23 protein-coding genes are annotated in these 22,699 nt (G+C 52.4%); 14 read left to right on the plus strand and 9 right to left on the minus strand.

The genetic code is table 11. The features are described from left to right. Both ACNAU7_RS08260 and ACNAU7_RS08265 read right to left on the minus strand, forming a co-directional pair. On the minus strand, window positions 1-1,184 hold a 1,184-nt coding region (locus ACNAU7_RS08260), incomplete at its 3' end, for an aldehyde dehydrogenase family protein (RefSeq protein WP_416301924.1). A 4-nt stretch (window positions 1,185-1,188) separates the two neighbouring features. Then, on the minus strand, window positions 1,189-1,842 hold the full coding sequence (locus tag ACNAU7_RS08265) for a MarC family protein (protein ID WP_107819002.1): 654 nt from the start codon (window positions 1,840-1,842) through the stop codon (window positions 1,189-1,191). A gap of 149 nt (window positions 1,843-1,991) precedes the next feature. Between ACNAU7_RS08265 and gatC the strand changes: the two genes are divergently transcribed. The 7 genes from gatC to ACNAU7_RS08300 all read left to right on the plus strand — a co-directional run bounded on the left by gatC (window position 1,992) and on the right by ACNAU7_RS08300 (window position 8,251). Continuing rightward, window positions 1,992-2,282 carry an Asp-tRNA(Asn)/Glu-tRNA(Gln) amidotransferase subunit GatC gene (gatC, locus tag ACNAU7_RS08270; RefSeq protein WP_101123396.1) on the plus strand — a complete coding sequence of 97 codons (291 nt, stop codon included), beginning with the start codon at window positions 1,992-1,994 and terminating at the stop codon, window positions 2,280-2,282. A gap of 62 nt (window positions 2,283-2,344) precedes the next feature. After that, window positions 2,345-3,790: an Asp-tRNA(Asn)/Glu-tRNA(Gln) amidotransferase subunit GatA gene (gatA, locus tag ACNAU7_RS08275; protein ID WP_416301925.1), complete on the plus strand. Its 1,446-nt coding sequence runs from the start codon at window positions 2,345-2,347 to the stop codon at window positions 3,788-3,790. Between the two features lie 132 nt (window positions 3,791-3,922). Continuing rightward, window positions 3,923-4,792 (plus strand): VirK/YbjX family protein, encoded by an 870-nt coding sequence (locus tag ACNAU7_RS08280; protein WP_416301926.1) that lies wholly within the window; start codon window positions 3,923-3,925, stop codon window positions 4,790-4,792. Between the two features lie 12 nt (window positions 4,793-4,804). After that, the gene (gene gatB, locus ACNAU7_RS08285; RefSeq protein WP_416301927.1) at window positions 4,805-6,235 is read left to right on the plus strand and encodes an Asp-tRNA(Asn)/Glu-tRNA(Gln) amidotransferase subunit GatB; all 1,431 of its coding nucleotides are present in this window, start codon (window positions 4,805-4,807) and stop codon (window positions 6,233-6,235) included. A gap of 91 nt (window positions 6,236-6,326) precedes the next feature. After that, entirely contained in the window at window positions 6,327-7,337 is a 1,011-nt protein-coding gene (locus ACNAU7_RS08290) for a 2Fe-2S iron-sulfur cluster-binding protein (protein WP_211709513.1), read from the plus strand. A 187-nt stretch (window positions 7,338-7,524) separates the two neighbouring features. After that, window positions 7,525-7,884: a hypothetical protein gene (locus ACNAU7_RS08295; RefSeq protein ID WP_416301928.1), complete on the plus strand. Its 360-nt coding sequence runs from the start codon at window positions 7,525-7,527 to the stop codon at window positions 7,882-7,884. A 13-nt stretch (window positions 7,885-7,897) separates the two neighbouring features. Beyond that, window positions 7,898-8,251 (plus strand): hypothetical protein, encoded by a 354-nt coding sequence (locus ACNAU7_RS08300; RefSeq protein WP_118811633.1) that lies wholly within the window; start codon window positions 7,898-7,900, stop codon window positions 8,249-8,251. Between the two features lie 400 nt (window positions 8,252-8,651). Here ACNAU7_RS08300 and pdxH read toward each other — a convergent pair whose 3' ends face one another. Continuing rightward, window positions 8,652-9,284, minus strand: coding sequence for a pyridoxamine 5'-phosphate oxidase (gene pdxH / locus ACNAU7_RS08305; protein ID WP_003707815.1), 633 nt, complete (start codon window positions 9,282-9,284; stop codon window positions 8,652-8,654). 204 nt (window positions 9,285-9,488) lie between these two features. Between pdxH and ACNAU7_RS08310 the strand changes: the two genes are divergently transcribed. Both ACNAU7_RS08310 and ACNAU7_RS08315 read left to right on the plus strand, forming a co-directional pair. Next, a complete protein-coding gene (locus ACNAU7_RS08310) occupies window positions 9,489-9,641 on the plus strand; it encodes a hypothetical protein (protein ID WP_003752481.1) in 153 nt (50 codons plus the stop codon). A gap of 8 nt (window positions 9,642-9,649) precedes the next feature. Next, complete coding sequence (locus ACNAU7_RS08315) at window positions 9,650-10,699, plus strand: pseudouridine synthase (RefSeq protein WP_416301929.1); 1,050 nt, start codon at window positions 9,650-9,652, stop codon at window positions 10,697-10,699. 68 nt (window positions 10,700-10,767) lie between these two features. Here the strand turns inward: ACNAU7_RS08315 and ACNAU7_RS08320 are convergent, their stop codons facing one another. Further along, window positions 10,768-12,309, minus strand: coding sequence for an OFA family MFS transporter (locus ACNAU7_RS08320; protein WP_416301930.1), 1,542 nt, complete (start codon window positions 12,307-12,309; stop codon window positions 10,768-10,770). 705 nt (window positions 12,310-13,014) lie between these two features. Continuing rightward, on the minus strand, window positions 13,015-14,370 hold the full coding sequence (gene xseA, locus ACNAU7_RS08325; RefSeq protein ID WP_416301931.1) for an exodeoxyribonuclease VII large subunit: 1,356 nt from the start codon (window positions 14,368-14,370) through the stop codon (window positions 13,015-13,017). Between the two features lie 196 nt (window positions 14,371-14,566). On the opposite strand from xseA, the gene nadE reads away from it, so the two are divergent. After that, a complete protein-coding gene (gene nadE, locus ACNAU7_RS08330) occupies window positions 14,567-15,388 on the plus strand; it encodes an NAD(+) synthase (protein ID WP_416301932.1) in 822 nt (273 codons plus the stop codon). 69 nt (window positions 15,389-15,457) lie between these two features. Here nadE and dnrN read toward each other — a convergent pair whose 3' ends face one another. After that, a complete protein-coding gene (dnrN, locus tag ACNAU7_RS08335; protein ID WP_416301933.1) occupies window positions 15,458-15,931 on the minus strand; it encodes an iron-sulfur cluster repair protein DnrN in 474 nt (157 codons plus the stop codon). Between the two features lie 296 nt (window positions 15,932-16,227). On the opposite strand from dnrN, the gene trxA reads away from it, so the two are divergent. Next, a complete protein-coding gene (gene trxA, locus ACNAU7_RS08340) occupies window positions 16,228-16,560 on the plus strand; it encodes a thioredoxin TrxA (protein ID WP_416301934.1) in 333 nt (110 codons plus the stop codon). 51 nt (window positions 16,561-16,611) lie between these two features. Here the strand turns inward: trxA and ACNAU7_RS08345 are convergent, their stop codons facing one another. Then, window positions 16,612-17,559: a class I SAM-dependent methyltransferase gene (locus tag ACNAU7_RS08345; RefSeq protein WP_416301935.1), complete on the minus strand. Its 948-nt coding sequence runs from the start codon at window positions 17,557-17,559 to the stop codon at window positions 16,612-16,614. A 336-nt stretch (window positions 17,560-17,895) separates the two neighbouring features. Between ACNAU7_RS08345 and ACNAU7_RS08350 the strand changes: the two genes are divergently transcribed. After that, window positions 17,896-19,284 carry a DEAD/DEAH box helicase gene (locus tag ACNAU7_RS08350; RefSeq protein WP_416301936.1) on the plus strand — a complete coding sequence of 463 codons (1,389 nt, stop codon included), beginning with the start codon at window positions 17,896-17,898 and terminating at the stop codon, window positions 19,282-19,284. A gap of 595 nt (window positions 19,285-19,879) precedes the next feature. Here the strand turns inward: ACNAU7_RS08350 and ACNAU7_RS08355 are convergent. Together ACNAU7_RS08355 and ACNAU7_RS08360 are read right to left on the minus strand one after the other, a co-directional pair. After that, complete coding sequence (locus ACNAU7_RS08355; RefSeq protein WP_025458473.1) at window positions 19,880-20,434, minus strand: hypothetical protein; 555 nt, start codon at window positions 20,432-20,434, stop codon at window positions 19,880-19,882. Window positions 20,435-20,518: 84 nt separating this feature from the next. Continuing rightward, a complete protein-coding gene (locus ACNAU7_RS08360; RefSeq protein WP_416301937.1) occupies window positions 20,519-21,019 on the minus strand; it encodes a hypothetical protein in 501 nt (166 codons plus the stop codon). A gap of 96 nt (window positions 21,020-21,115) precedes the next feature. On the opposite strand from ACNAU7_RS08360, the gene ACNAU7_RS08365 reads away from it, so the two are divergent. Then, a complete protein-coding gene (locus ACNAU7_RS08365) occupies window positions 21,116-21,346 on the plus strand; it encodes a hypothetical protein (RefSeq protein ID WP_416301938.1) in 231 nt (76 codons plus the stop codon). Between the two features lie 76 nt (window positions 21,347-21,422). Beyond that, entirely contained in the window at window positions 21,423-22,616 is a 1,194-nt protein-coding gene (locus ACNAU7_RS08370; protein WP_416301939.1) for an aspartate aminotransferase family protein, read from the plus strand. Window positions 22,617-22,699 lie beyond the last annotated feature (83 nt).

Consider the following 22,699-nt stretch of genomic DNA (forward strand, 5'->3'; position numbering starts at 1 on the left):
AACCGCCAGGCGCGTTCAGTATCGGCGGTATAAATGCAGGCTCCGAGCCCGAACGGGGAATCATTGGCAAGGCGGATGGCATGTTCTTCGTTTTCGGCGCGCAAAATCAGAGCGGCCGGCCCGAATACTTCTTCTCTCCAGACGCGGCAGGCAGGATTTATCCTGTCTAAAACCGTCGCGGGGTAAAACCACCCCGTCCCCGGAGGGACTTTACCCCCGGTCAGACATACCGCGCCGTTTGAAACGGCATCTTCGACCTGCCCGTGAACCCAGTCCCGCAAATCTTCACGGTGCAACGGTGCAAGCGTGGTATCGGGATGTTTGGGGTCGCCCATTTTCAATTTGGCGCATTCGGCGAGAAACAGCGGAATAAAGCGGTCGGCTACTGCTTCGGTTACGATGATGCGTTTGGCGGCGTTGCACGATTGTCCTGCGTCGCGGAAACGGGAATAGCAGGCTTCTGCGGCGGCGCGTTCCAAATCGGCATCGGGCATCACGATAAAGGCGTTGCTGCCGCCGAGCTCCAACACGGTTTTCTTGAGGTTTGCGCCCGCGTGTGCCGCAAGGATGCGCCCCGTATGCGTCGAACCGGTAAACGCCATCGCATCGGTATCTTCAACCGCCTTGAACGTGTCTGCCTCATCCAGCCACGCGCCTGCCAAAGGAATGCCGTCTGAAACCAAATCGAACAGTGCCTGACTGACGCGCGCCACACTGGGCGCGGGTTTGACGGCGCACGCATTGCCCGCGCAAACGGCAGGTACGGCAAAGCGCAATACCTGCCAGACGGGGTAATTCCACGGCATAACGGCAAACACCACGCCCAAAGGCTCAAACCTTACCTGACTCAAACTCGCCTGCGTCGCAATGGTTTTGTGGGCGAGCAGTTCGGGAGCGAGGCGGGCGTAATAGCGTATCAGTTCGATAGACTTGCCGATTTCCGCACGGCATTCGTGCAGGCAGCGTCCGACTTCCTCACACACCATTTCCGCAAAACGCTCTTTCTCCGCCTCCAAACGGCCGGCAAATTTTTGCAGACGGGCAGCACGTTCGGTTACGCCCAGTTGCGCGAACGCCCCGCCGCGCATTTTCAAATCCGCCAGTTGCCGTTCAAACTCCGCATAATCTTGGGCGGGGCGGCGGTAAAGCGTTTCGCCCGTAAATACATTGACACTGTGAAACATCGAATCAACCTGCCAGTTGCGGGAATATCGTTTTCAGTCCCGACACAATAATCTCCACCGATACCGCCGCCAGCATCATACCCATAATGCGGTTTAAAATCGTCAGCCCCGTCGTGCCCAGCAGGCGGCTGACCTTCCCGGCAACGATTAAAATGGCATAACAAATCGCACTGACCACCAAACCGGCCGCGATAATCAGCGCGATGTCGCCGTATGTTTTAGCCGCCGATGCATAAATAATCACGGTTGAAATACCGCCCGGGCCGATGGTAATCGGTATGGCGATGGGCACGACGGCAATCGCCCCGGCATTGCGGGCGGGGCGCGCCTGCCCCGTTTCCGGTTGCGCGCCGAGATTCTGCTTGGCGGGATTGTCGTTGCCGTTCATCATCGAAATAGCAATCAACAGCACCAAAATCCCGCCGCCGACCTGAAACGAACCGACGCTGATACCCAAAACCTTCAACAGCGCACCGCCGATCAGCGCAAATACCGCAATCACGGCAAACACGGCGACGGCGGCCGTCCGCGCGACCTTCCTGCGCTCCTTCGTACTGTGCCCGTTGGTCAGGTCAAGGTAAAGCGACAACGCGCTAAACGGATTAATCAGCACCAAAAAAGCCACAATCAGCTTGCCGATTTCCATACCCAATCCCATTATTTCCCCTCCTTCAAACCCGTGCGGCAGGCATTCGATGTTGCAAATTGCCGCCGCAACGGATTTTTCCGTTATAATTAAAAATTCAAGCAATACGCCCCATCATACCCGAACGACGGTATCTTTACCATCAGACAAGGATGCTTTTCATGGCACTGACACTTGCCGACGTAGACAAAATCGCCCGACTCTCCCGACTGCACCTGACTGCGGCAGAAAAAGAAAAATCGCTTCAAGAATTAAACGACATTTTCACTATGGTCGAACAGATGCAGAACATCAACACAGACGGCATCGAACCGATGGCGCACCCGCACGAGGCCGCCCTGCGCCTGCGCGAAGACGAAGTAACCGAAACCGACCGCGCCGCCGAATATCAGGCGGTCGCTCCGGAAGTACGCAACCGTCTGTACATCGTACCGCAAGTTATCGAAGAATAATCCGAATACGCTTCAGACGGCATCAGCAATACCGCCCGAAGCCCTTTAAGGATGGAAGATTTATGACACAATACACATTGAAACAGGCAAGCGTCCTGTTGCAGTCCAAACAGATTTCCGCCGTCGAACTGGCAACCGAATACCTCGCCGCCATTGCCGAAAAAAATCCCGCCCTTAACGGCTATATCACTATCGACCAAGATAAAACCCTCGCAGAAGCCCGTGCCGCCGACGAACGCATCGCGCAGGGCAACGCCTCCGCGCTTACCGGCGTTCCCGTCGCCTACAAAGACATTTTCTGCCAAACCGGCTGGCGCAGCGCGTGCGCTTCCAAAATGCTCGACAACTTCATCTCCCCCTACACAGCCACCGTCGTCCAAAACCTGCTCGACGAAGGCATGGTAACGCTCGGCCGCACCAATATGGACGAGTTCGCTATGGGTTCGACCAACGAAACCTCGTTCTACGGCGCGGCCAAAAACCCGTGGAATCTTGAGCACGTACCTGGCGGTTCTTCCGGCGGTTCCGCCGCCGTCGTTGCCGCGCGCCTCGCCCCTGCCGCACTCGGTTCGGACACGGGCGGCTCTATCCGCCAACCCGCGTCGCACTGCGGCATTACCGGCATCAAACCCACATACGGCACGGTTTCCCGCTTCGGTATGGTCGCCTACGCCTCCAGCTTCGACCAGGCCGGCCCGATGGCGCAAACTGCCGAAGACTGCGCGATTCTGTTAAACGCGATGGCAGGTTTCGACCCCAAAGACTCCACCAGCCTCGAGCGCGAAAAAGAAGACTACACCCGCGATTTGGACAAACCGCTCAAAGGCGTGACAATCGGCCTGCCCAAAGAATACTTCGGCGAAGGCAATAGCGCCGATGTTCAAACGGCATTGCAAAATACTATCAACCTCCTCAAAACCCAAGGCGCGGAATTGGTCGAAGTTTCCCTGCCGCAAACCAAGCTGTCCATTCCCGCCTACTACGTCCTCGCCTCTGCAGAAGCCGGCACCAACCTTTCACGTTACGACGGCGTTCGTTACGGACACCGTGCCGCCCAATTCGGCGATTTGGAAGAAATGTACGGCAAAACCCGCGCCGAAGGTTTCGGCAGCGAAGTCAAACGCCGCATCATGATCGGCACTTATGTACTGTCGCACGGCTACTACGATGCCTACTATCTCAAAGCCCAAAAACTGCGCCGCCTCGTTGCCGATGATTTTCAGACGGCATTTGAACGGTGCGACCTCATCCTCGCGCCGACCGCACCCGCTGCCGCCCCAAAAATCGGAGCGGATTCTTCGCCGGTTGAAACCTACTTGAGCGATATCTACACCATCGCCGTCAACCTCGCCGGACTGCCAGCATTGACCCTGCCTGCAGGTTTCAGCATCGGCAGACTGCCCATCGGCGTTCAGCTTATCGGCAACTATTTCTCCGAAGCACGAATACTCGGTGCGGCACACCAAATCCAACTCAACAGCGATTGGCATCAAAAAACCTGTAAATAAAATCATCTTAAAAAATTCTATCCTCCGGAATTTAAAACAATTTGAAAAGGTTATATGGAATAATTCTTACACCGTGCATATCGGTTGCACGCTGTAATACTCCATAAACAGTTATGCTTATGTTGGACACTTATGACGACACCCTATACCTTTCCCCGTTTTAAGGAAATATTTGCTACCTCTTCGTATTATGGATTTAAGCATTTAAAATTCAGAATACGCTGCTTGGCCGCGCTTCCTCAAATTAAACAATTTGAGAATTTCATCAATGCCTCCCCATGCTGGCGTACTTTCTTCCAAAAGTCGGCAGCAGCAAGCTATCCATTGATACATACCTACTTGGACAAGAGGTTTATCTTTGCATCAGACCGTTTGGAGGCATTAATTACCGATTTGACAAGGGCGGAGAAATTATTCGGTTCTTCTGTAATTGAGAAATTCAACCAGGAACAACCTTATGTTTTAGCCCAAATAACCGATCATTTAACCTTGCAGCTGAATCGCAACGACCTCTGCAGCAATGAAGGTTTTTGGGCTGTTTCCTTAAGGGACGAGTCAGGAAAACGCCTTTACACGTCGACATTTGCTTTCACAAAAGACAACGGGCTGCTCATTACTTCAGTACAGGGCCCCGCCGGTGAAGACGCAAAAGACATCGTGCGCTCTTTAACCAAAACCATGCACGGCCTGCGCCCGCAGCAATTCATGATCATTGTTTTACAACTGCTGGCCGCGCGTTTTGAGATTAACAGCCTGCTTGGGATTTCACAGGAACATCATGTTAAAATCCGCTGGAAATTAAAAAAAAGGGTGTTAATTAATTACAATGAATTTTGGCAGTCTGTCCAAGGACAAAAACTAAGCAACGGTTATTGGTCTCTTCCGCAAAGCTTCCCTAGGAAATCAGAAGCAGAAATAGAGAGCAAAAAACGTTCGATGTATAGGAAACGCCATCAAATGCTCGATGATATCGAGAATTCCATTAATCAGAAATTTGTTTGAGAAAGCTTCAACATGACCTGGGAAACCGTAATCGGCTTGGAAATCCATGTCCAATTGAACACCAAATCCAAAATCTTCAGCGGCGCATCGACCGCATTCGGCGCAGAACCCAACGCGCACGCCAGCGTAGTGGAGTGCGCGCTGCCGGGCGTACTGCCGGTAATGAACCGGGAAGTCGTTGAAAAAGCCATCAAATTGGGTTTGGCTTTAGATGCGAAAATCAATCAGAAAAACGTGTTCGACCGTAAAAACTACTTCTATCCCGACTTACCAAAAGGCTATCAAATCAGCCAGTTGGACTTACCGATTGTCGAACACGGCAAATTGGAAATCGTAGTCGGCGACGATGTGAAAACCATCAACGTAACCCGCGCCCATATGGAAGAAGACGCGGGCAAGTCCGTACATGAAGGCTTGAACGGCGCGACCGGTATCGATTTGAACCGCGCCGGCACGCCTTTATTGGAAGTCGTATCCGAACCCGAAATGCGCTCCGCCGCCGAAGCCGTTGCCTACGCCAAAGCCTTGCACAGCTTGGTAACCTGGCTGAACATTTGCGACGGCAATATGGCGGAAGGTTCGTTCCGCGTCGATGCCAACGTATCCGTTCGCCCGAAAGGTCAAGAAGAGTTCGGCACGCGCCGCGAGATTAAAAACCTCAATTCCTTCCGTTTCTTGGAGCAGGCGATTAATTACGAAGCAGAAGCGCAAATCGAGATTTTGGAAGACGGCGGCAAAGTACAGCAGGCAACCATGCTGTTTGATCCCGAAAAAGGCGAAACTCGCGTAATGCGCCTGAAAGAAGACGCGCAAGACTACCGCTACTTCCCCGACCCCGATTTGCTGCCCGTCATCATTTCAGATGCCCAAATGCAAAAAGCCAAAGCAGAAATGCCCGAGTTGCCGAAAGAAATGGCAGCGCGTTTCGTGGCGGACTACGGCGTGTCCGAATACGACGCGCGCCTGCTCACCGCAAGCCGCGCACAGGCCGCCTATTTTGAAGAAGCCGCCAAAGAGAGCGGACAAGGCAAGCCGACTGCCAACTGGATGAACGGCGAACTCGCCGCCGCGCTGAACAAAGCCGGCCTGGAACTTGCCGACAGCCCGATTACCGCCCCGCGCCTCGCTGCGCTGGTGGGCAAAATCGCCGATGGCACATTAAGCGGCAAACTGGCGAAAAAAGCCTTTGAGGCCATGTGGGCAGAACCCGAATCCACCATTGCCGAAATCATTGAAAAACACGGCTTGCAGCAAATGACCGATACCGGCGCAGTTGAAGCCATTGTGGACGAAGTGCTGGCAAACAACGCCAAAGCCGTGGAACAATTCAAATCCGGCAACGAAAAAGCCCTGAATGCGATTGTGGGGCAAGTGATGAAGGCCAGCAAAGGCAAAGCCAATCCCGCGCAAGTTCAAGAACTGATTAAAGCCAAACTGGCCTGATAAGCAAGATGCCGTCTGAAACCCAAATCCGACGTTCAGACGGCATTTTCACAGTCTGACCACATTAAAACAGCATAAAAAACAATATTCCATGAACCACACCGTTACCCTGCCCGACCAAACCACCTTTACCGTCAACGAAGGCGAAACCGTTTTAGCCGCCGCCTCCCGTCAAAACCTCAATCTGCCCCATTCCTGCAAAAGCGGTGTCTGCGGACAATGCAAAGCCGAACTGGTCAGCGGCGATATTCAAATGGGCGGACACTCGGAACAGGCTTTATCCGAAGCAGAAAAAGCGCAAGGCAAGATTTTGATGTGCCGCACCACCGCGCAAAGCGACATCAGCCTCAACATCCCCGGCTACAACCCCAACGCCCTCCCCGTCCGCACCCTGCCAGCACGCATCGAAAATATGGTTTTCAAACACGATGTCGCCCTCTTGAAACTTGCCCTGCCCAAAGCCCCGCCGTTTGCCTTCTATGCCGGGCAATACATTGATTTACTGCTGCCGGGCAACGTCAGCCGCAGCTACTCCATCGCCAATTCGCCCGACCAAGAAGGCATTTTGGAACTGCACATCCGCAGGCGCGAAAACGGTATCTGCTCGGAAATGATTTTCGGCAGCGAACCCAAAGTCAAAGAAAAAGGCATCGTCCGCGTTAAAGGCCCGCTCGGTTCGTTTACCTTGCAGGAAGATAGCGGCAAACCCGTCATCCTGCTGGCAACCGGCACAGGCTACGCCCCCATCCGCAGCATCCTGCTCGACCTTATCCGCCAAGACAGCAACCGCGCCGTCCATCTTTACTGGGGTGCGCGTCATCAAGATGATTTGTATGCCCTCGAAGAAGCACAAGGGTTGGCAGACCGTCTGAAAAACGCCCGCTTCACCCCCGTATTGTCCCGCCCCGGAGAGGACTGGCAAGGAAGAAAAGGGCACGTACAAGACATCGCGGCACAAGACCATCCCGACCTGTCGGAATACGAAGTATTTGCCTGCGGCTCCCCTGCCATGACCGAACAGGCAAAGAATCTGTTTGTGCAACAGCATAAGCTGCCGGAAAACTTGTTTTTCTCCGACGCATTCACGCCGTCCGCATCATAATTCCCCGGTATAGTGAAAGGGCAGTAATTATGCAAAAAAAATAATACTTTCTTTAAAAGAAAAAATAGAGGGTATAGGTAATAATGTAGATCATATCTTACTCGCAACTTTAATTCTTAAATGGTTACATGATTATCCTAGTTTAGAGAAAGAATTTTTAGATCACTATTCAAATATTTCTAAATTTATGAATATAGAAATTTCAGATATCCCTAATTATCCAATAAAAAAATCACTAATTAGTTTTTACGATTTAAAAGCTCTTAAACGGGAAATAGATATTTCCATGCAAAGAAAAAATTCATATATTTATCAATCGCTACAAAATTTTTTAGAGAATTTATTTATTATTCAAGAACCAGATATGGAATGTAATATTTGCCATGGCACTTATGGTTTTGATTTATGGAAGGAAATCGAGACTAATAGATTAGTTTATTGCTGCAAAACATGTGCATTCTCAGAATATGTTAATGGGGAATTTAGAAATAATGAAAATCACCTTACCATTCCAACAAATGATGATTTGAGTTTATTGAATACATAATTAGTAGAATAAAATGAAACAACGTAATCAAAAAACTAAAATTTGGACAGAGAATGAAGTTGAGCAGTCATTAAATGAATTTAATGATATTTTGCTTAATAATACATTTCTTATTGATGATTTAAAAAAGAAGTTTTTAGCAACAAGTGCTTATTGTTTATCTCTACTTCCGGAAGAAGAAGATATATATAAAATATTAGTCAATGGCACTAAAATTGTAAATTTAGAATTTAACAAGCATGCAAATACATCATATATTACAAATGTAATTGATATTGATGAGTATATAGAAACATTAAATAATGAAGCTTGCAAATTATTTTTTAGGTTGGCAAAAAAAATTGGTATGCAGAATATAAATATTTAGTCTGCGTAGCCTGTGCAACATACTAATCGTGAAATGGTAGGGTGTGCATTCATGCATACGCGGTTTGGGCTTCACGGAATTTTATTTCAGGCCGTCTGAAAATACTGCGTGGGTAACAAGTTGCCCACCCTGCGCGTGCTTGCCGTGTATGCTAAAAATGACATTACTATCAGCTCAGGCATCCATACCGGCTAAGTTATAGAATAAGTTATAGAAAACCATGTTTACATTTTTCATCATGAGAAGCTTATGACTGAATTAAATCTTGTTTTAGATAACCTCAAAAAGAGGATTCGGGCTTTCCGTTCGGAACACAAAAAACTTCCTGTCCGTGTTTTCCCGTGAAAAAATGCCGTCTGAAACCCAATTCCGGCTTTCAGACGGCATATGTTTTTCCCGTTCAAGGCGACAGCCGCTCGCGTATCCAGCCGCCGTCCAGCAAACGGTATTGGATGCGGTCGTGCAGCCTGCTCGGCCTGCCCTGCCAAAACTCAAGCAAATCGGGAATCACAATATAGCCGCCCCAATGCGGCGGACGGGGAACGTGCAGAGGATGTTTGAGTCCGACCGCCGCCGCCTTTGCCACCAATACCGCCTTGTTCGGAATTACCTCGCTCTGCGCGCTTGCCCACGCACCCAAACGGCTCTGATACGGGCGGCTCTCAAAATATTCGTCCGACAACTTCTCCGCCAGCCTTTCAACACGCCCTTCCACGCGCACCTGACGCTCCAGCTCCGGCCAGAAAAACGTCATCGCCGCAAATGGACGGGCATCCAGCGAACGCCCCTTGCGACTGTGATAATTCGTAAAGAAAACAAAACCTTCAGAATTAACTTCCTTCAGCAGCACCATACGGCTGTTGGGTCTGCCGCGTCCGTCGACCGCCGCCACATTGACCGCCGTCGGCTCGTTGACCTGTGCGCGTACCGCCTCGTCCAACCACCGCTCGAACTGCTCGATCGGATTGTCGGCGCAATCGGCTTCCGACAATTCCCGTTTGCTGTAATCTTCCCGAATATTATGCAAATCCATTTACCGATCCTCTTAATAGTGGATTAACAAAAACCAATACGGCGTTGCCTCGCCTTAGCTCAAAGAGAACGATTCTCTAAGGTGCTGAAGCACCAAGTGAATCGGTTCCGTACTATCTGCGGCTTCGTCGCCTTGTCCTGATTTTTGTTAATCCACTATATCATTTGAAAGATTCTACCCCCGCACACAAACCGATTTCAACCGTTGCACAAACTTTGTCCCAAAAGCCGCAGCGACGATTTCATCCGCAAAACAGCCGCATCAGGTACAATATCGAACCGTCCGACTGAGGACGGCATTTTATCAACCCGTCCTGCCGCACACGCCGCAGAAGAACCGCCTTATCAGGCGAGTTAGGAAAAATGATGTCCAAACAACCCACCAGCAAACGCCAATGGCGCGACGGCTCAGCCCCGTCTGCCAAGAAAGCCACCAAACCTTTCAAAAGCAAAGCCCGTCCCAAAGACGAAACGCGCAAAACCGCATCCCAACCTTACGGACAAAAAGCTTCAGACGGCATCAAGCCTCAAAACGTCCCCAAACAGCGCGTCGCCAAAGCCAAAAAACTCGTCGTCCGCAATCCCAACCAAAAAATTATGGAACACGCGCGCGATTTGAAAGAACGCCGCAGCGACCTGTCGCGCATGGAACCCGAACGCCTGCAAAAAGTGCTTGCCGCGTCCGGCGTCGGCTCGCGCCGCGAAATGGAAGAATGGATCAACAACGGCTGGGTAACGGTCAACGGCAAAACCGCGCAACTGGGCGACAAAGTTACCTCCGACGACCACGTTACCGTCAAAGGCAGCATCATCAAGCTCAAATGGGCGGACCGCCTGCCGCGCATCATCCTGTATTACAAACAAGAAGGCGAAATCGTTTCCCGCGACGACCCGCAAGGCAGGGTCAGCATCTTCGACCGCCTGCCGCAGGCCGCCAGCAGCCGCTGGGTCGCCATCGGACGCTTGGACATCAACACCAGCGGCCTTCTGATCCTCACCACCTCCGGCGAACTCGTCCAACGTTTCGCCCACCCTAGCTTTGAAGTCGAACGCGAATACGCCGTCCGCGTCTTGGGCGGGCTGACCGGCGAACAAATGCGCGTCCTCACCGAAGAAGGCGTGATGCTCGAAGACGGCTTGGCAAAAGTCGAACGCATCTACGAACAAGGCGGCGAAGGCGCGAACAAATGGTACAACGTCGTGATTAAAGAAGGCCGCAACCGCGAAGTGCGCCGCATTTTTGAAAGCCAAGGGCTCACCGTCAGCCGCCTCGTGCGCGTCGGCTTCGGCCCCATCGGACTGCCCAACCGCCTCAAACGCGGACAGTTCTACGAACTCAACCCCGCCGAAGTCGCCAACATCCTCAAATGGGCGGAAATGCTGCTGCCGGGCGAATACCGCCGCAAAAAAGCCTAAACCCGCCAAAACACAAAAATGCCGTCTGAAACATCTGCTGTTTCAGACGGCATTTTATTCGGGCGTTTTCAGGAGAAAAGGTCGAGTGCTTTGACAAAGACCATCACCACGCCGTAGGCGAGTGGTATGACAGCCAATGCCCAACGCCACCAGACCGATATGCCGCCGCCGGAAACTTTTTCGCCCACAAGGTAAGCGTCGGATATGGCGGTTTCGTCGTCGGGGTTGCCGCTGCGTGCGGCGGTTTTGATGTCTTTTTCGTGGTGTTTTTCGTGTACGGATTTGACGGCGAGGTTGCACAACAAACCGATAATCAGCAGGCCCGCCATGATGTACATGGTTACGCTGTATGCCTGTGCCGCCGGTATGCCGCTGTCGATTTGGCTTTGGCGTATGTAATTGACCAATACCGGGCCGATGACGGCAGCGGTTGACCAGGCCAGCAGGATGCGCCCGTGAATCGCGCCGACCTGATAGGTGCCGAACAGGTCTTTCAGGTAGGCGGGAATGGCGGCAAATCCGCCGCCGTACATGGAAATAATCACGCAAAAGCCGATGATGAACAGGGCTTTGCTACCGCCCTCGCCGATGGAGGGAACGGAGAAATACAGCAGCGAACCGAGTACGAAGAAGATGGTGTAGGTGTTTTTGCGTCCGATTTTGTCGGAAACGCTCGACCACAAAAAGCGCCCACCCATATTAAACAGGCTCAGGAGGCTGACGAAGCCTGCCGCCGCACCTGCGCCGACTGCCGCCTGCCTGCCTACGGAGGTTTCGGAAAAGAGTTCCTGAATCATCACGGATGCCTGACCCAATACGCCGATGCCGGCAGTTACGTTCAGGCACAATACCCAGAACAACAGCCAAAACTGCGGCGTTTTCATGGCTTGGGACACGTTGACATGATTACTGCTGACCAGCTTGTTTTGCGTTTTCGGCGCGGTATAGCCTTCAGGTTTCCAGCCGTCGGCAGGTACGCGGATGGTAAACGCGCCGAACATCATCAGTGCGAGGTAAAGCAGGCCCAATACGGCAAAGGTTTCGGCAACCCCGACCGAAGCGGCATTTGAAAAGGCGTTCATCAGTGATACGGAAAGCGGAGAGGCCAGCATTGCGCCGCCGCCGAAACCCATAATCGCCAAACCGGTCGCCATACCCGGCTTGTCGGGAAACCATTTCATCAGTGTGGAAACCGGCCCGATGTAGCCCAAACCCAAGCCTACGCCGCCGATAACGCCGTTGCCCAAATAAAGCAGGAAGAGGTTGTGCGTACTCACGCCTAATGCGGATACGAAGAAGCCCAGGCTGAAGCAGCAGGCGGCGGCAAATATGGCTTTGCGCGGCCCTACCCGTTCCATCCACGTACCGAACAGGGCGGCCGACGCGCCCAGCATCGCGAGTGCGATACTGAAAATCCAACCTACGGTCGTCAGCTTCCAATCTCCGGCCGCCGATTCGGTTATGCCGATAAGTTTGGTCAGCGGCGCGTTGAATACGGAATAGGCGTAAATCTGCCCGATGGCAAGGTGCACCGCCAATGCTGCGGGCGGTACGAGCCAACGGTTGAAACCCGGCTTGGCAATGCTTGCCTCACGGTCTAAAAACTTCATAACATCCTCTTTCTGTCAGTTGAAAAATAAAATTTCATTTGCTCAATGGAAACTTATTGAAAATTATAAAAAAATATCGGGTCGGGTTTTTATCCGCCCCAAGATGCGCCGTCTGAAGCATTTCGGGTGTACGGAGAGGTTTCTGTTTTTTCCGATAAATTCCTGCGGCTTTTCGCTTCCGGATTCCCGCTTTTGCGGGAATGACGAATTAAAGATTATCTTAAGGTCAAGGGACTGGATTCCCGCTTTCGCGGGAATGACGGCGGCGGGTTGCTGTTTTTTGTTTATAAATTTCTGTAACTTTGAATTTCAGCCATCTTCAATAAATTATAGTGGATTAACAAAAACCAGTACGGCGTTGCCTCGCCTTAGCTCAAAGAGAACGATTCTCTAAGGTGCTGAAGCACCAAGTGAATCGGTTCCGTACTATTTGTACTGTCTGCGGCTTCGTCGCCTTGTCCTGATTTTTGTTAATCCACTATATCGAAACGTATCAATCGTCATTCCCGCGCAGGCGGGAATCCATCCAGTTCGTTCGATTTCGTTTTTTTAAGTTTCGAGTAACTTCTGACTCGTCATTCCCGAGCAGGCGAAATCTGTTTTTTGAGTTTCGGTCATTTCTGATAAACCCCGGCGGCTTTCCGCTTCCGAATTCCCGCTTTCGCGGGAATGACGGCAGAGGGGGAGCGGTTTTTCCGATTGGGTTTAAATACAATCAAACAAATCCTGCTGCCCTTGTTCTTTGCTTACGCGCACGTCGGTCTCGCCGTCGGCGAAAGTAATGTGCAGCTTCTGCCCCTGCTTCAAAACATCGGCGTTGCGGATGACTTGTCCGCGTGTATTTTTGACGACGGAGAAGCCGCGTTCCAAAATGTGCTGCGGCGAAACGGCTTCGAGCAATGCGGCTTGGGCAGCCAGACTTTGGCGGCGACGGGCGAGCAGCTGGCTGAAGGCGGCAGGCAATGCCGTCTGAAAGCGGTCGATGTTGTGTTTGTAAATGGAAACATCAGGACGGTAATGTTGCAGGGCTTGGGTTTGACGTTCAAAACGGGCGGTGTGGGCGCGGAGGTTTTGCTTCATAGAGTAAGACAGCGTTTGCGCCAGCTTGCCGATTGAAGCGCGCTGCTCGTCAAGTTTTTGGCGCGGATGACGGATTTGCCGCGCCAGCCAGTCGAGTTTTTGGCTGGCATCGAAATAGCGTTGCTCCAAAACGGTTTTCAGACGGCCTTGCGCCTGGGCTAGACGATGTAGCGATTCTTGGCGGTTGGGGCTGACCAGCTCCGCCGCTCCGGTCGGTGTCGGTGCGCGCACGTCGGCGACGAAATCGGCGAGCGTGAAATCGGTTTCGTGGCCTACGCCGCTGACGACCGGAATCGTGCAGGCTTCAATGGCGCGCACGACCGGTTCTTCATTAAACGCCCACAAGTCTTCGATGCTGCCGCCGCCGCGACAGACAATCAACACATCGCATTCGGCGCGTTGCGATGCGGTTTTAATCGCTTGGGCAATCTGAAACTCGCTGCCTGTGCCTTGAACGACGGTCGGATAAACGATAACGGGGATTTCGGGCGCGCGGCGTTTCAAGGTAGTAACGACATCACGCAAAGCCGCCGCCGCCAAACTGGTTACGATGCCGATACATTGCGGACGGACGGGCAAAGGTTTTTTGCGTTCCGCCGCAAACGCGCCTTCCGCCTGCAACTGCGCCTTCAACCGCTCGTAGGCTTCGTAAAGCTGCCCCAAACCTTTGAGCCGTACTTCGTTTACGGTAATCTGAAATTCGCCCCGCGCCTCGTAAATACTGATTTTGCCCGACACTTCGATATGGTCGCCTTCTTTCAAAGGTTTCGCCAAACGCGCCGCCGCACCCTTGAACATCGCGCAACGCACCTGCGCGCGGCTGTCTTTGAGTGAGAAATAATAATGCCCGCTGGCGGCACGGGTCAGGTTGGACACTTCGCCGACAATCCACAAACCGGCAAGGTGGTTTTCCAAAAGACTTTTGGCAAATGCGTTCAACTCGGAAACGGACAACACGTCAGAATGAAAAAAATCAGACATCGAATCAATCAAATAATAAAAAATATGAATGTGTTTTGAAGCCCAAGGCGACATCGGGCCGCCTAAATTGTCAACAATATTATAACACGCGCCATCTTGCCGCCCGCCTTTTCCCGTATGACTTTTTTAAGCGGGGAATGGGAAAAATATTCATCAACCTGCCTGCAATCTATTCAAATTGAACCGCCGACAAGCTATGATGCGGATATTTTCGACAGGAGGAAAAATGGATACGCAGGCAGTTATCACACATATCGCCCGATGGTTGGACGAATACGCCGCTCAGGCAAATGCAAAAGGGTTTGTCGTGGGCGTTTCCGGCGGCATCGATTCCGCCGTCGTCTCCGCACTCGCCGCCCGCACCGGCCGCACCACGCTGCTTCTGGATATGCCGATACGCCAACACCCCGACCAGCTTGAGCGGGCAAGGCTGCACATCCGCAATCTGCAACGGCAATATGCCAATGTAAGCGCGCAAACGGTCGATCTGACCGACACCTTCCAGACCTTTGAGCAAACCGTCGGCATTCATCAGACGGCATTTGACAATCAGCCGCTTTCCCTCGCCAACGCCAGAAGCCGCCTGCGTATGCTGACCCTGTACTACTACGGGCAGATACACGGACTGCTGGTTACGGGGACAGGTAATAAAATTGAAGATTTCGGCGTGGGATTTTTTACCAAATATGGCGACGGCGGCGTGGACATCAGCCCGATTGCCGACCTAACCAAAACGCAGGTTTACCGGCTTGCCGAAGCATTGGGCGTGGACGAGGCGATTCAAAAAGCCCCGCCGACCGACGGCCTGTGGGATACGGAACGCACCGATGAGGAACAGATGGGCGCAAGCTATCCCGAACTGGAGTGGGCAATGGGCGTGTACGGCACGCGCAAACCCGAAGATTTTGAAGGGCGGCAGCGCGAAGTTCTGAAAATCTATACGCGGCTGCACCGCGCGATGCAGCACAAAATCAACCCGATTCCCGTGTGCCGCATTCCGCCCGAATTGCTGGGCTGAAACATGAAAATGCCGTCTGAAACGGAAAACCGTATTTCAGACGGCATGGAAATATCCGGCTCCCGTTCCTTAAGAATCGAGTACGCGGGCAAACAGAATATCGTTTTCAAAATGAATGTGGTCGTTCAAGTCGTCCACCATTTCTTTGGTCAAAGCGTAAAGCCGTGTCCAGCTTCCGCAGGCTCCTTCGGGCGCTTGGAAATTATCGGTCAGCTCTTTGAGCCGTGCGATGGCGCGGTCGTGTTCTTCATGTTCGTGCATCATCACGCTGATGGGCATCGCCGCACCCCGGCCGACACCCTGATTAATCATCGGAAACAGCATCCTTTCCTCTTTCATCATATGCATCAGCAGTTCGTTCTGCATATAGGCAAGCAGCTCGGCAATTTCCGCCGGAAAGGTGTCGGCATGAACTTGGGCCACTTTTTGCGCCAGCGGCACCAATTCTTCAAATTGTGCACGGTGTACATTGTGGTAGCGTTGCAGGATATGATCGACAGTCGCACCAAAGGGAGCAGTTTCCCAAACGGAAAAATCAGTCATGGCAGGGTTCCTTTTATAGGGTTTTAGGGTTTATTTTTAACATTCATATTTTAAGAATCTATTTAAACAAAGCATACACCGCCCGCGCGCTTCTGTACAGCCTCAAACATATTTATTACATTTTGATAATAAAAGTAATTTTCAGAAATATAATGCAATCCGTGCCATCGACTGAATTTGCAAAGACGATGGGGACGGTACAAAAAAACTATTATCCGAACATCCCCCTTGAAATTTTTACGTTCAAGCCCTATCCTGCACGCTATCGTGCCAATCCCAACCGAAAAGGAAAAATAATGAGCAGCGAATTGATTGTACACACCAGCGATGCCGCTTTTGAAAAAGACGTTTTAAATGCAGATACCCCCGTCCTGCTGGACTTTTGGGCTCCTTGGTGCGGCCCCTGCAAAATGATTGCCCCGATTTTGGACGACATTGCCGCCGAATTTGAAGGCCGTCTGAAAGTAGTCAAAATCAACATCGACGACAACGAAGCCACCCCGTCCCGTTTCGGCGTGCGCGGCATTCCGACCCTGATGGTGTTCAAAAACGGTGAAGTCGTCGCCACCAAAGTCGGCGCATTGGCAAAAGGTCAGCTGACCGCCTTTGTCGAAGCCTCCATCGCCTGATAAAGCGCAATCGAAAAGCCGCCGGAAGATTCCGGCGGCTTTTTCGCACCCTTAAGATTTGTGGCGGATTTCCCAACACTGATGGATTTTCTTGTTGCGGAAATCGTCGGGAACGGATTGTTTGGAAATGTCTTTCACGGCGTATTGTTCCGATACCGCATCGTCCAAAACGAAGCTGCGCAGGTTGTTGGAAAAGTACAAAATGCCGTCTAAAGCGAGCAGCTTCACCGCGCCGTCAATCAGCTTTTTGTGGTCGCGCTGGATGTCGAGGATGTCGGACATTTTCTTGCTGTTGGAAAAACTGGGCGGGTCCATCACAATGAGGTCGAACCGCCTGCCTTCCCCATATGCCGCCTGAAGATATTGGAACACGTCGGCGCGGACGATTTTGTGCCGTTCCGTATCGATGCCGTTCAATTCAAAATTGCGTTTCGCCCAATCGAGATAAGTGTTGGACAAATCGACGGTTTCGCTGAATGCCGCGCCGCCGGTGGCGGCATAGACGGTAAAGCTGCCGGTGTAGGAAAACAGGTTCAAAAAACGTTTGCCCGCCGCCGTTTCGCCGACTTTTTTGCGCGTGTTTCGATGATCCAAAAAAAGCCCCGTATCCAAATACTTATCAAGGTTGACCCAAAACTTGCGGTCGTTTTCGGTGATGACGAAATCTTCGCCCGCCTTGCCGGTTTTTTCGTATTGCTGCAAACCTTTTTGGCGTTCGCGGCGTTTGAGATGGATTTGTTCGGGCGCAAAACCGGTAACGAAGGCGACGGCTTCCAATACTTCGGCAAGCCACGCTTCGTATTCTCCGGGCTGCATCAGCCAGCCAGTATCGTATTCCTGAAGGTGGATTTGGTCGCCGTAAACATCAACGGCAAAGGGGAATTGGGGAATGTCGCGGTCGTAAATGCGCCAGGCTTCAATGCTGTTGCGTTTCGCCCATTTCATGAGGTGTTTGATGTTTTTGCCCATGCGGTTGGCGAAGGGTGTGATGTCGGTCATGGTTTCAGACGGCCTGAATAAGTATTGGGAAGGGTTTGGATTTTAACGCACTTGATGCTTTTTTGCTTGACCGTTGTCTATAAAATCTATATTATCCGCCGTTCGCCTTTTTATACGAAGCCATCGTCTTCCAACCTAAACCGCCGTTTCGGGCGCGTTTCTTTTATTGCTTGCTTATTGCCAAGCCTTTCTGTGCAGGTTGTCGTCGATGTTAACCACAAGCAAGATGCTTGCGACAACCCTGTAACTTCACATTTTCCGTATCGTTACTTTCCTTTGCTTCAGGTCGTCTGAAAACCGTTCAGACGTGCGCGTTGTTGTCTCTTTAGGATAGCCATGTCTATTAAATTTGCCGATTTGAACCTTGATAAAAACATTTTGTCCGCCGTGAGCAGCGAGGGTTACGAAAGCCCGACCCAGATTCAGGCGCAAGCCATTCCGTTTGCTTTGGAAGGGCGCGACATCATGGCTTCGGCGCAAACCGGATCCGGCAAAACCGCCGCCTTCCTGCTGCCGACGTTGCAGCGGCTGACCAAACGCAGCGAAAAACCGGGCAAAGGCCCGCGCGCATTGGTGTTGACGCCGACCCGAGAATTGGCGGCGCAAGTGGAGAAAAACGCGCTGGCGTACGCCAAAAATATGCGTTGGTTCCGCACCGTCAGCATCGTCGGCGGCGCATCTTTCGGCTACCAAACCCGCGCCCTGAGTAAACCGGTTGACCTGATTGTCGCCACGCCGGGCCGTCTGATGGACTTGATGCAAAGCGGCAAAGTCGATTTCGCCCGCTTGGAAGTGCTGATTCTGGACGAAGCTGACCGCATGTTGGACATGGGCTTTATCGACGACATCGAAACCATCGTCGAAGCCACCCCGGCCGACCGTCAGACTTTATTGTTCTCCGCCACTTGGGACGGCGCGGTCGGCAAACTGGCGCGCAAACTGACCAAAGACCCTGAAGTCATCGAAGTCGAACGCGTGGACGACCAAGGCAAAATCGAAGAGCAGCTGCTGTACTGCGACGATATGCGCCACAAAAACCGCCTGCTCGACCACATCTTGCGCGATGCCAACATCGACCAATGCGTGATTTTCACGTCCACCAAAGCCATGACCGAAGTCATCGCGGATGAATTGTACGAAAAAGGTTTCGCCGCAAACTGCCTGCACGGCGATATGCCGCAAGGCTGGCGCAACCGCACGCTGATGGATTTGCGCAAAGGCCGCTGCAAAATTTTGGTTGCCACCGATGTAGCCGCACGCGGTATCGACGTGCCGACCATTACCCACGTTATCAACTACGACCTGCCGAAACAAGCGGAAGACTACGTCCACCGCATCGGACGCACCGGCCGCGCAGGCCGTACCGGTATTGCGATTACTTTTGCCGAAGTGAACGAATACGTCAAAGTCCACAAAATCGAAAAATACATCGGCCGCAAACTGCCCGAACTGACCATCGAAGGCATGGAACCGACACGCAAACGCAAACCGGCCGGCGGCAAGCCGAAAGGTAAAGGCGGCCGGGGCGATCGCAAATCCGGCGGTTGGCGCGGCGATCATAAACCGGGCAAAGAATGCTTCGGCGGCAAAACGCGCGGCGAAGGTTTCAAGAAAGAAGGCTTTAAAAAAGACGGTTTCAAAAAAACCGGCGAAGGCTTCAAAGGCAAACGCAAAGCCGGCGATTCTTTTGCAGGCAGAGGCGAACGCCGTTACAAAGACCGCTAAGCCCCAACCTGCCGCATAAACCAATGCCGTCTGAAACCGATTTCGAGTTTCAGACGGCATTTTTGCAATGTTTCAGCACCGCCCGGCTTTGATACCCAAAGGATTAATCTGCAATATAGTGGATTAAATTTAAACCAGTACCGCGTTGCCTCGCCTTGCCGTACTATCTGTACTGTCTGCGGCTTCGTCGCCTTGTCCTGATTTTTGTTAATCCACTATAAAAACCCTTTTCCGCTTTGGAAAAGATTAAAAATTTCCGTAAATTCAAATATCTAGATTCCTTCCTGCACGGGAATGACACGGAAGGGTTTCAGATGCAGGGTGGGCATTCCTGCCCACCAAATCCCGCCCTTGCAACGGTGGGCAAGAATGCTCGCCCTACGGCTTGACTGTTCGATATGATGCCGTCTGAAAACCCAACGGCGGCATGACAATGCCGCCCTGCCAACGCACGTAAATCAGAATTGCCATCCCGACATCAAACGCTTGGAAAGGAAATGCCGTCTGAAAATCAAACAGCGACATAACAATGCCCCCTCAAACAAATACAAAAATGCCGTCTGAAAGCCCTTCAGACGGCATTGGCGCGCCGGATTTACCGCCTCCTGCCGAAACCGCGCATAGCGGGGCGGCGGTAATTGGCGGGCGGGCGCGTTGTCGGGCGGTAACGCTGCGCCTGCGCCGCCTGTTGTTTTGCACGGAGGCTGCGCGTGTTCAAATCCCTGCTGGTGCGCGCATTGGGATGTGCGGACTGATGGTAGGCGGCACGCGCGCGCCGGGCGACGGGACTGTCTTGGTTGCCCGCCCGTGTGAATTTGTTTGCCAGCGCGTTGCCGATAAACGCGCCTGCCGCCGCGCCGACCAGGCTTTGCAGCAGCCAGCTTCCGGTGGATTGATCGTAAATATACTGCTGCCCGTCTTTGCCGGTAACGGGCTGACCGTTATTGCCGTTTGCCTGTGCTTCGGCAGGAATGGTGTCTTTGACTGCTTCGGGAGTCAGTTGGTAAACCGTATCGTCTGCCTGCTGTGCGAGCTGCTGCTGCAGGGCTTCAATCTGTTTCTGCTGCTGCTTGAGCCGCGCCTGCGTGTCGTCTTGGCAGGCGGTCAGTGCGAATGTTGCGATAAGCGCGGAGGCGATGATTTTTTTCATGTGTGTCCTGTTTGGGTGGAAAATCGGTTTTATTGTATCGCCGTCGGGAATTTTGGCAAGCATTCTGCCGGCAAATCGTGATGTTTACAGGGGCAGGGTGTGCAGTTTGCGGACAAATGCGAGGCTGTTGGCGACTGGGTTACCTTTGTTTTCGACTTCGTGTTCGGTTTCTACGGTCAGCAGGCGGCGGTTTTTGTGTTTGTTCAAACTCAATTCGGCTTCGGCAGGGACGAAAAACAGACGGTGTTTTTCGGCAAAGCGGCGGGCGCGCTTGTTTGCGGTTTTCAAAATCTGCAGCAGCGATACGTCCAAATGGAAGCGGCGCACGCCCAATACGAGAATCCGTGCGGCAAAAAAATCGGCGGCATCGGTAAACTCGGCGGGGCTGCTGCGGCTGAAGTCGTGCCGTTCGGCGGCCATCAGGGCGGCAACGGTGCGGATTTGCGGAATCATCGATTCGCTGATGAGTGTGTCGTCCCGCCCTGCATCGAGAAGCATGGGGGAAAAATCCTGTGCATCATCGACAATAATGCTGCAAGTGTGCAGGGTTTCGTTTTGTGCGGCGGTTTGGGGCATTGCATTCATGGTCATTTTCCTGATTCTGCCGTGTGTTGCCGAATCGGGCGACCTGTGTGAAGGTAACAAAAAAGCCGCCCCGTTTTCGAGCGGCCTGTTTTGCGTATGGGATGGATTTCAAGCAAGCGCAAAAAAGTACCGCACGTCTGTGTGGTACCAATAGCAGTAAGCGGTTGTAAACATTTTGCCTTGCATGATGAAATGCCGTCTGAAGATAAAAATATGAACGATATTCTAAATCAAAACGCCGCCTCGCCTCAAGCATTTTATCGAAATTTTTTTGATTTTTCATCTATCCGATTGAAAATATTCTGGTTTATTTTTACCGCTGCCTGATATTGTCGGCAATTTCCCTTTATCCGCCTTGAAAAACGGTGCATAATCCCGAACAAAACCGCAATCAGGAGCAATTATGCAAAACTATCTGACCCCCAATTTCGCCTTTGCCCCGATGATTCCCGAACGCGCTTCAGGCAGCCGCGTTTGGGATACGGAAGGGCGTGAATATATTGATTTTTCAGGCGGCATCGCCGTTAATGCGCTGGGACACTGCCACCCTGCCCTTGTCGATGCTTTAAACGCGCAGATGCACAAGCTGTGGCACATTTCCAATATCTATACGACGCGGCCGGCGCAGGAATTGGCGCAAAAATTGGTTGCAAACACTTTTGCCGACAAGGTTTTTTTCTGCAACTCGGGCGCGGAGGCGAATGAGGCGGCGTTGAAGCTGGCAAGGAAATACGCCCGCGACCGTTTCGGCGGAGGCAAAAGCGAAATCGTCGCCTGTATCAACAGTTTCCACGGACGCACGCTGTTTACCGTGTCCGTCGGCGGCCAGCCGAAATACAGCAAGGATTATGCACCGCTGCCCCAAGGCATTACGCACGTTCCGTTCAACGATATTGCCGCGCTGGAAGCTGCCGTCGGCGAACAGACCTGCGCGGTCATCATCGAGCCGATACAGGGCGAAAGCGGCATCCTGCCCGCCACTGCGGAATATCTGCAAACCGCGCGCCGTCTGTGCGACAAATACGGCGCATTGTTGATTTTGGACGAAGTTCAAACCGGAATGGGGCATACGGGCAGGCTGTTTGCCTATGAACATTACGGCGTTGTTCCCGATATTTTGAGTTCGGCAAAGGCATTGGGCTGCGGCTTTCCGATCGGCGCGATGCTGGCGACAGAAAAGATTGCCGCCGCCTTCCAACCGGGCACACACGGCTCGACTTTCGGCGGCAACCCGATGGCGTGTGCGGTCGGCAGCCGCGCCTTCGACATCATCAACGCGCCGGAAACCTTGCACAACGTCCGCGATCAGGGGCAGAAACTTCAGACGGCATTGCTGGCTTTTGGCAGGAAAACAGGCGTGTTTAAGCAAGTTCGCGGGATGGGGCTGCTGCTTGGATGCGTGTTGGACGCGCCTTATCGCGGGCGTGCCGCCGAAATAACCGCCGCCGCGTTGAAACACGGCGTGATGATTTTGGTTGCAGGTGCGGACGTATTGCGTTTTGCGCCTTCGCTGCTGTTGAACGATGAGGATATGGCGGAAGGTTTGGAGCGTCTGGAAAACGCGCTGGTAGAATTTGCCGCCGCAAACCGCCCCTAGGCAGAAAGCAGATGCCGTCTGAAGTCAGGAAGGCTTCAGACGGCATCAGAAACAAAAAACCGCTTCGGAAACGTGGTTCAACG

This window comes from Neisseria sp. LACPHL-SPEC-2024-00856, from assembly GCF_047915665.1.
Classification (GTDB): domain Bacteria; phylum Pseudomonadota; class Gammaproteobacteria; order Burkholderiales; family Neisseriaceae; genus Neisseria; species Neisseria polysaccharea.

Bases quoted from the DNA above. Each gene is read 5' to 3' on its own strand.
- ACNAU7_RS08265 (WP_107819002.1), bottom strand. From the start codon at position 1,842: ATGGGATTGGGTATGGAAATCGGCAAGCTGATTGTGGCTTTTTTGGTG.
- gatC (WP_101123396.1), top strand. From the start codon at position 1,992: ATGGCACTGACACTTGCCGACGTAGACAAAATCGCCCGACTCTCCCGA.
- gatA (WP_416301925.1), top strand. From the start codon at position 2,345: ATGACACAATACACATTGAAACAGGCAAGCGTCCTGTTGCAGTCCAAA.
- ACNAU7_RS08280 (WP_416301926.1), top strand. From the start codon at position 3,923: ATGACGACACCCTATACCTTTCCCCGTTTTAAGGAAATATTTGCTACC.
- gatB (WP_416301927.1), top strand. From the start codon at position 4,805: ATGACCTGGGAAACCGTAATCGGCTTGGAAATCCATGTCCAATTGAAC.
- ACNAU7_RS08290 (WP_211709513.1), top strand. From the start codon at position 6,327: ATGAACCACACCGTTACCCTGCCCGACCAAACCACCTTTACCGTCAAC.
- ACNAU7_RS08295 (WP_416301928.1), top strand. From the start codon at position 7,525: ATGAATATAGAAATTTCAGATATCCCTAATTATCCAATAAAAAAATCA.
- ACNAU7_RS08300 (WP_118811633.1), top strand. From the start codon at position 7,898: ATGAAACAACGTAATCAAAAAACTAAAATTTGGACAGAGAATGAAGTT.
- pdxH (WP_003707815.1), bottom strand. From the start codon at position 9,284: ATGGATTTGCATAATATTCGGGAAGATTACAGCAAACGGGAATTGTCG.
- ACNAU7_RS08315 (WP_416301929.1), top strand. From the start codon at position 9,650: ATGTCCAAACAACCCACCAGCAAACGCCAATGGCGCGACGGCTCAGCC.
- ACNAU7_RS08320 (WP_416301930.1), bottom strand. From the start codon at position 12,309: ATGAAGTTTTTAGACCGTGAGGCAAGCATTGCCAAGCCGGGTTTCAAC.
- xseA (WP_416301931.1), bottom strand. From the start codon at position 14,370: ATGTCTGATTTTTTTCATTCTGACGTGTTGTCCGTTTCCGAGTTGAAC.
- nadE (WP_416301932.1), top strand. From the start codon at position 14,567: ATGATGCGGATATTTTCGACAGGAGGAAAAATGGATACGCAGGCAGTT.
- dnrN (WP_416301933.1), bottom strand. From the start codon at position 15,931: ATGACTGATTTTTCCGTTTGGGAAACTGCTCCCTTTGGTGCGACTGTC.
- trxA (WP_416301934.1), top strand. From the start codon at position 16,228: ATGAGCAGCGAATTGATTGTACACACCAGCGATGCCGCTTTTGAAAAA.
- ACNAU7_RS08345 (WP_416301935.1), bottom strand. From the start codon at position 17,559: ATGACCGACATCACACCCTTCGCCAACCGCATGGGCAAAAACATCAAA.
- ACNAU7_RS08350 (WP_416301936.1), top strand. From the start codon at position 17,896: ATGTCTATTAAATTTGCCGATTTGAACCTTGATAAAAACATTTTGTCC.
- ACNAU7_RS08355 (WP_025458473.1), bottom strand. From the start codon at position 20,434: ATGAAAAAAATCATCGCCTCCGCGCTTATCGCAACATTCGCACTGACC.
- ACNAU7_RS08360 (WP_416301937.1), bottom strand. From the start codon at position 21,019: ATGAATGCAATGCCCCAAACCGCCGCACAAAACGAAACCCTGCACACT.
- ACNAU7_RS08365 (WP_416301938.1), top strand. From the start codon at position 21,116: ATGGGATGGATTTCAAGCAAGCGCAAAAAAGTACCGCACGTCTGTGTG.
- ACNAU7_RS08370 (WP_416301939.1), top strand. From the start codon at position 21,423: ATGCAAAACTATCTGACCCCCAATTTCGCCTTTGCCCCGATGATTCCC.